General features: G+C 70.8%; 6 protein-coding genes. 5 read left to right on the forward strand and 1 reads right to left on the reverse strand.

Translation table 11 applies throughout. From position 1 onward, the window contains the following. A partial coding sequence (locus ACWDX9_RS58240; RefSeq protein ID WP_449971973.1) for a GntR family transcriptional regulator occupies positions 1 to 203 on the reverse strand: 203 nt, incomplete at its 3' end. A 239-nt stretch (positions 204 to 442) separates the two neighbouring features. Between ACWDX9_RS58240 and ACWDX9_RS58245 the strand changes: the two genes are divergently transcribed. From ACWDX9_RS58245 to ACWDX9_RS58265, 5 genes are all read left to right on the forward strand, one after another. After that, the gene (locus ACWDX9_RS58245; protein ID WP_449971975.1) at positions 443 to 1,600 is read left to right on the forward strand and encodes an ABC transporter substrate-binding protein; all 1,158 of its coding nucleotides are present in this window, start codon (positions 443 to 445) and stop codon (positions 1,598 to 1,600) included. Positions 1,601 to 1,610: 10 nt separating this feature from the next. After that, on the forward strand, positions 1,611 to 3,359 hold the full coding sequence (locus ACWDX9_RS58250; RefSeq protein WP_449971978.1) for an ABC transporter permease: 1,749 nt from the start codon (positions 1,611 to 1,613) through the stop codon (positions 3,357 to 3,359). Then, positions 3,352 to 4,449 carry an ABC transporter ATP-binding protein gene (locus ACWDX9_RS58255; RefSeq protein ID WP_449971981.1) on the forward strand — a complete coding sequence of 366 codons (1,098 nt, stop codon included), beginning with the start codon at positions 3,352 to 3,354 and terminating at the stop codon, positions 4,447 to 4,449. Before ACWDX9_RS58250 ends, ACWDX9_RS58255 begins: the two co-directional genes overlap by 8 nt. 5 nt (positions 4,450 to 4,454) lie before the next feature. After that, positions 4,455 to 5,525 carry an isocitrate/isopropylmalate dehydrogenase family protein gene (locus tag ACWDX9_RS58260; protein WP_449971985.1) on the forward strand — a complete coding sequence of 357 codons (1,071 nt, stop codon included), beginning with the start codon at positions 4,455 to 4,457 and terminating at the stop codon, positions 5,523 to 5,525. Next, positions 5,522 to 6,147: aspartate/glutamate racemase family protein (locus tag ACWDX9_RS58265; protein WP_449971987.1), on the forward strand; the 626-nt coding region annotated here is incomplete at its 3' end. The genes ACWDX9_RS58260 and ACWDX9_RS58265, both read left to right, overlap by 4 nt.

The raw sequence follows: 6,147 nt of genomic DNA on the forward strand, positions 1-6,147 counted from the left end.
GCGTCCAGCTCGACCAGCCCCTCGCTCTTGAGCCGGCGCAGGGCCTCGCGCAGGGGAGTGGTGCTGATGCCGATGTCGCGGGCCAGCTGCGCCTGCGCGATGACGGAGCCGGGAAGCAGCTTCCCGGACAGGATCAGCTCTTTGACGCGCAGGTAGGCGAAGTCCGCCTTCGTCGTGTAGAGCTCGGCCGCTGATTCGCTCATCGCTGTCCTGTCTCGTCGGTGACCGTTATAACCTACACCGCCGTCCGGTCTTATCGGCAAGAGTCGGGACCGGTCATCAGAAAACCAGAGCGCAGGATCGTGGCCGCTATAAGGCGCCTAAGAGGCTCTTCGCGTTACATTCCGGAAACGAGGGCTTGACGTCATAGGTTATAACGAAGCAGAGTGTGCGGCATCGCAGGCGACGGCTGGTCGGTCGCGCCTGGTCTAGGAGGAAGCACATGACCACCTTCCACCCCACGTTCCGCGCCCTGGGCGTCGCCGTACTCGCACTCGGCCTCCTCACGGCCTGCGGCGGTGGAGGCAGTAATGGAGACGGGGCGGCGAAACAGCCGCCGCCGAACTCGATCGCGACGGGACAGGCCCCGTCCTACTACCCGAGCGAGTACGCCCAGCTCATCGAGGCGTCCAAGAAGGAGGGCGGCACCCTCACCATCTACTCCAACACCGACCAGGAGAACTGGGCGCCGATCTTCCGGGACTTCGAGAAGAAGTACCCCTGGGTGACGAAGATCGCGGCCAACAACCTGGACAGCGACGAGGTGTTCCAGCGGGTGCTCAGCGAGCAGGCCACCGGCAGCTCGCCCGCCGACCTGGTCGTGTCGAACGCCGCCCAGGCGTGGGCCGACTTCGCCGCCCGGCCGGGAACCCTCATGGAGTACGCCTCGCCGGAGAAGGGCAAGCTGCCGGACTTCGGCGAGCTGCTGCCCAGCGTGTACGCCATGTCGGCCGACCCCATGTCGATCGCGTACAACACCTCGCTGCTGCCCGAGAAGCCGACCGGGCTGAAGAGCCTGGCGGCGATCCTGGCCAAGGACCCCGCCCAGTACAAGAGCAAGATCACCACGCGGGACGTGAGCGGCGCGTTCGGCTTCACCGTCTCGCACGCCTTCGCCGAGGCCCGCCCCGACTCCTGGACCTCGCTGCAGTCGGTGCTGCCGCTGGCCAGGCCGGAGACGTCGTCCGGCACCCAACTGGAGAAGATCACGTCCGGCGAGTACGTGGCCGGCTTCTTCGTCAGCGCCGCTCCGGCGTACCCCGTGGTGGAGAAGAGCGGCGGCCTGCTGGCGATCTCGTTCCTCGACGACGGCACGGTCGTGCTGCCGCGCGGCGTCGGCATCGCCGCCAAGGCGCCGCATCCGGCGACCTCGAAGCTGTTCGTGGACTTCGTGCTGTCGCAGGAGGGCCAGCGGGCGGTCGCCGAGGGCGGGCTGACCTCCTACCGCGACGGCGTCGCGACCGGCGACGGCCTGCACACCTACCAGGAGCTGGTCAAGGCCGTGGGCCAGGCCAACATCATCCTCGCCAAGTACGCGAAGGTCCCCGACGCCGAGGTCAAGTCGTTCGCCGGCAAGTGGAACGGCCTGCTCGGCCGCTGAGAGGAACACGATGACCACCCTTTCCCCGCCGCGTCCGCCGGCGCATCCGCCGCCGCGCTACCGCAGGCCGCTGGGGCTGGCCCGGGAGAGCTGGCTGCAGTACGCCGTGCTGATCCTGCTGGCGGTCCTGGTGCTGGCGCCGGTCGTCCCGACGCTCTACCAGTCCTTCCTCGACCGCCCCCTGTACGAGGCGGGCGGCGTGCTCGGCGCCGGCAACTACGTGCGGCTGTTCACCGAGGCGGGATTCGGCCGCGTCGTGCTCAACACGGCGCTGTTCGCGGGGCTGACCACCGTGCTCAGCCTGCTCATCGCGGTGCCGATGGCCGTGGTCGTGGTACGCACCAAGCTGCCCGGCGGCCGCGTCTTCGCCGCCGCCATGCAGTGGCCGTTCTTCATCTCCTCGCTCATCCTCGGCTTCGGCTGGATCACCATGTACGGCCCGGCCGGGTTCGTCAGCGTCGAGGTACGCCGCCTGCTCGGCTTCCTGCCGTGGAACCTGTACTCCATCCCCGGCATGGCGCTGACCGAGGCCGTGGCGCTGGCCCCGATCGTCTACACCTTCTGCGCCAACGCGCTGCGCCAGAGCGACGCCTCGCTGGAGGCCGCCGCCCAGGTGTGCGGGGCGGGGCCGGTGCGCATCCTGCGCTCGGTGATCCTGCCGCTGCTGCGCCCGCCCGTCGTCTACAGCTCGATCCTGGTGGTCAGCATGTCGGTGGAGACGCTGAGCGTGCCGCTGCTGTTCGGCCAGCCGGTGCGCATCGACGTCTTCTCGACCTTCCTGTACCGCAACGGCCTGCAGTCCATCAATCCGGACTACGGGGTGCTGGGCGCGGCGTCGGCGATCATCCTGCTCGTCACCGTCAGCCTGGTCGCGCTGCAGGCCAGGCTGCTGAAGAACGCCCAGCGGTTCGTCTCCGTCCGCGGCAAGGCCACCCGCCCGCGACCGCTGGACCTGGGCCGGCTGAAGTGGATCAGCATGGCCGCCATCGCCTTCTACGTGGTGATGGGCGCCCTGGTGCCCATCGGCGGGCTGGTGTTCCGCTCCTTCACGCAGGTGTTCACGCCGCTGCAGTCGCCGTTCAGGACCCTCACCGGGGACAACTACGAGCGGATCTTCACCTATCCGGTGTACGTGCAGTCCATCGTCAACAGCCTGCTGGTCGCGGCGATCGGCGCGGTCCTGGTCAGCGCGCTGTCGCTGCTGGCGGTCATGGTGGCCAGGCGTTCGACCTTCCGCTTCGCCCGCGCGGTGGAGTATCTGGCGCTCGCCCCGCAGGCGATGCCCGGCATCATCGTCGGCATCGGCCTGTTCTGGGCGCTGGCCTTCGCGCCGTTCGGGCTGGGCACCCTGATCCAGGGCACGCTGTGGGCGCTGATCATCGGTTTCGGGCTGCGCGCGCTGCCCAGCGGGTTCGGCTCCATCTCCCCGTCGATCATGCAGATCGGCCGGGAGCTCGACAACGCCGCCCGGGTCTCCGGCGCCGACTGGGTGCGTACGTTCACCCGCATCCTGGCGGCGCTGCTGCGGCCGGCCTTCGCCGGGGCGCTGATCCTGACGTTCGTGACGCTGCTCAAGGAGTACTCGCCCGCGGTGTTCCTGGGCTCGGCGGACTCCAACATCATCGGCACGACCATGCTCGAGCTGTGGGTGCAGGGCAACACCGGCTCCGTGGCCGCGCTGGCCAGCCTGCAGATCGCCATCACGGCGACCTTCGTCGGGCTCGCCGGACTACTTCTCAAGGGGCGTACAGATGCCTGAGGTCCAGGTCGCCAACCTGTCCAAGCAATTCGGTGACAACGCCGTCCTGCGCGACATCTCCTTCACCATCGCCGACGGCGAGTTCTTCACGCTGCTCGGCCCCAGCGGCTGCGGCAAGTCCACCACCCTGGCGTGCATCGCCGGTCTGGAGCGGCCGAGCGCCGGCAGCATCGCGGTCGGCCCGGCCACGTTCGTCGACGCCGGCACGTTCGTGCCGCCCGAGGGGCGCAACCTGGGGATGGTGTTCCAGTCGTACGCGCTGTGGCCGCACATGACGGTCGCGCAGAACCTGGCCATGCCGCTCAAGATCCGCAAGGTCGACCGGCGCACGCAGGACGAGCTCATCACCGAGGCGCTCGGCAAGGTGGGCCTGGCCGAGCTGAAGGACCGCTACCCGCACCAGCTGTCCGGCGGCCAGCAGCAGCGCGTCGCCCTCGCCCGCGCCCTGGTCTACTCGCCCAGCGTGCTGCTGCTGGACGAGCCGCTGTCCAACCTGGACGCGCAGCTGCGCGAGCAGGCCCGCGCCTGGCTCAAGCGGCTGCAGGAGGAGCTCGGCATCACCACCGTGTACGTCACCCACGACCAGGAGGAGGCCCTGGCCCTGAGCGACCGCATCGCGGTGATGTCCAAGGGCGACATGGTGCAGATCGGCACCCCGAAAGAGATCTACGAGACCCCCGCGACCGCCGAGGTGGCCGCGTTCGTCGGCCGCTGCAACTTCCTCACCGGCACGATGACCGGCCCGGCGGAGGTGCGGCTGGACTGCACCGGGCAGACCATCGCCGTCCCCGAGGGCACGCCGGGCCCGCGCGTCACCGTGGCCGTGCGCCCCGAGCGGCTGGAGATCCTCCCTTCCGGCCGCAGCGCTCCCGCCGACGTGAACGTGCTCACCGCCGAGGTGCTCACCAGCTCCTACATCGGCTCCCGCCACGAGTACGACCTGCGCCTGGGCGACCACGTCATCCAGGCGGAGACCGCCCGCCCGGGGCTGAGCGGCGAGGTCACGCTCGTCGTCGAGCCCGCCGCCTGCCTGCTCTACCCGACCACCGACGCCCTGCCCGAGGACGTCGAAGCACTCGTAAGGACGTAAATTTCGTGACTTCCTACCGTCTTGGCGTCCTCGAAGGCGACGGCATCGGCCCCGAGATCGTCCCCGCGTCCGTCCTGGTCGTGGACGCCGCGCTCGCCGCCGCCGGCGCCGCCCCCGTCGAGTGGGCCGAGCTGCCGCTCGGCGCCTCCGCCATCGACAGCCACGGCGACGCCGTACCGGAAGAGACGCTCGCCGCCCTCGCCGAGCTGGACGCCTGGCTGCTCGGCCCGCACGACAGCGCCGCCTACCCCGAGCCGCACCGCTCCAAGCTCAACCCCAGCGGCACCATCCGCAAGCACTTCGACCTGTTCGCCAACATCCGCCCGGCCAAGGCCTTCGACGGCGCCGACGCCGTCGTCCCCGGCACCGACCTGGTCATCGTCCGGGAGAACACCCAGGGCTTCTACGCCGACCGCAGCACCTACAAGGGCAGCGGCGAGTTCATGCCCAGCCCCGACGTGGCCATCGCCATGGGCATCATCACCCGGCCCGCCGTCGAGCGGATCGCCGTCGAGGCGTTCGAGCTCGCCTGCCGCAGGCGCGGCAAGCTCACCATCGTCCACAAGGCCAACGTGCTGAAGCTGACCACCGGCATGTTCCGCGACGTCTGCCGCGAGGTCGCCGCGCGCTATCCGGACGTGGCCGTGGACGACTTCCACATCGACGCGATGACCGTGCACCTGGTGCGGCGGGCGGACGACTTCGACGTGATCGTCACCGAGAACATGTTCGGCGACATCCTGTCCGACCTGGCCGGCGAGATCGCCGGATCGCTCGGCATCGCCCCGTCCATCAACGCCTCCCACGAGCGCGCCATGGCCCAGGCCGCGCACGGCTCCGCCCCCGACATCGCCGGCCAGGACGTCGCCAACCCCATCGCGATGATCCTGTCCAGCGCCATGCTGCTCGACTGGCTCGGCGCCCGCCACCAGGACCCCGCCCTGGTCCGGGCCGCCGCCCTGATCGAGGCCGCGGTCGCCGACACCGTCCGGGGCGGCACCCGTACCCGTGACATGGGCGGCACGGCGGGCACCCGAGCGTTCGCCGAGGCCGTCGCCGCCGGCGTGAAGCGATGAACCCGACGATCGCGGTCGTCAACGCCACCCCGGCCTCCATCCGGCCCGCCGCCGACGGGCTCGGCGAAGGGTTTCCCGAGGCCAGGGCCTGGCACCTCCTGGACGACCGGCTCGTCACCGAGGCCGACGCCGCCGGCGGCCTGACACCCGCGCTGAGGCGTCGCATGCTCGCGCTCATCGACTACGCGGTCCGCGGCGGCGCCGACGCGGTGCTGCTGTCCTGCTCGATGTACGGCCCGGCCGCCGGGATCGCCCGGCGGCTGCACGAGGTGCCGGTGACGGGCTCGGACGAGGCCGTGTTCGCCGACGTCGCCCGGCGGCGGCCCGGCACCGTGCTCGTGCTCGGCTCGCTCGACTCCGCGGCGGCGGACTCGGCCCGGCGGCTCAAGGAGGTGGCGGACGGCGTCGAGGTGCGCGCGATCGCGGCGCCGGGGGCCGCGGCCGCGGCCGCCGCCCGCGACTGGCCGGACCTGACCGACGCGCTCGCGCGGGCCGCCGCGCCTCACCTTGACGGCGTCGAGCTGGTCCTGCTCGGGCAGTACTCGATCAGCCCGGTGCACGCCGAGCTGGCCGACCGGCTCGGCCTGCCGGTGCTCAGCCCGCCGCTGGCGGCGGCCCGGGC

Source organism: Nonomuraea sp. NPDC003201 (genome assembly GCF_053590415.1).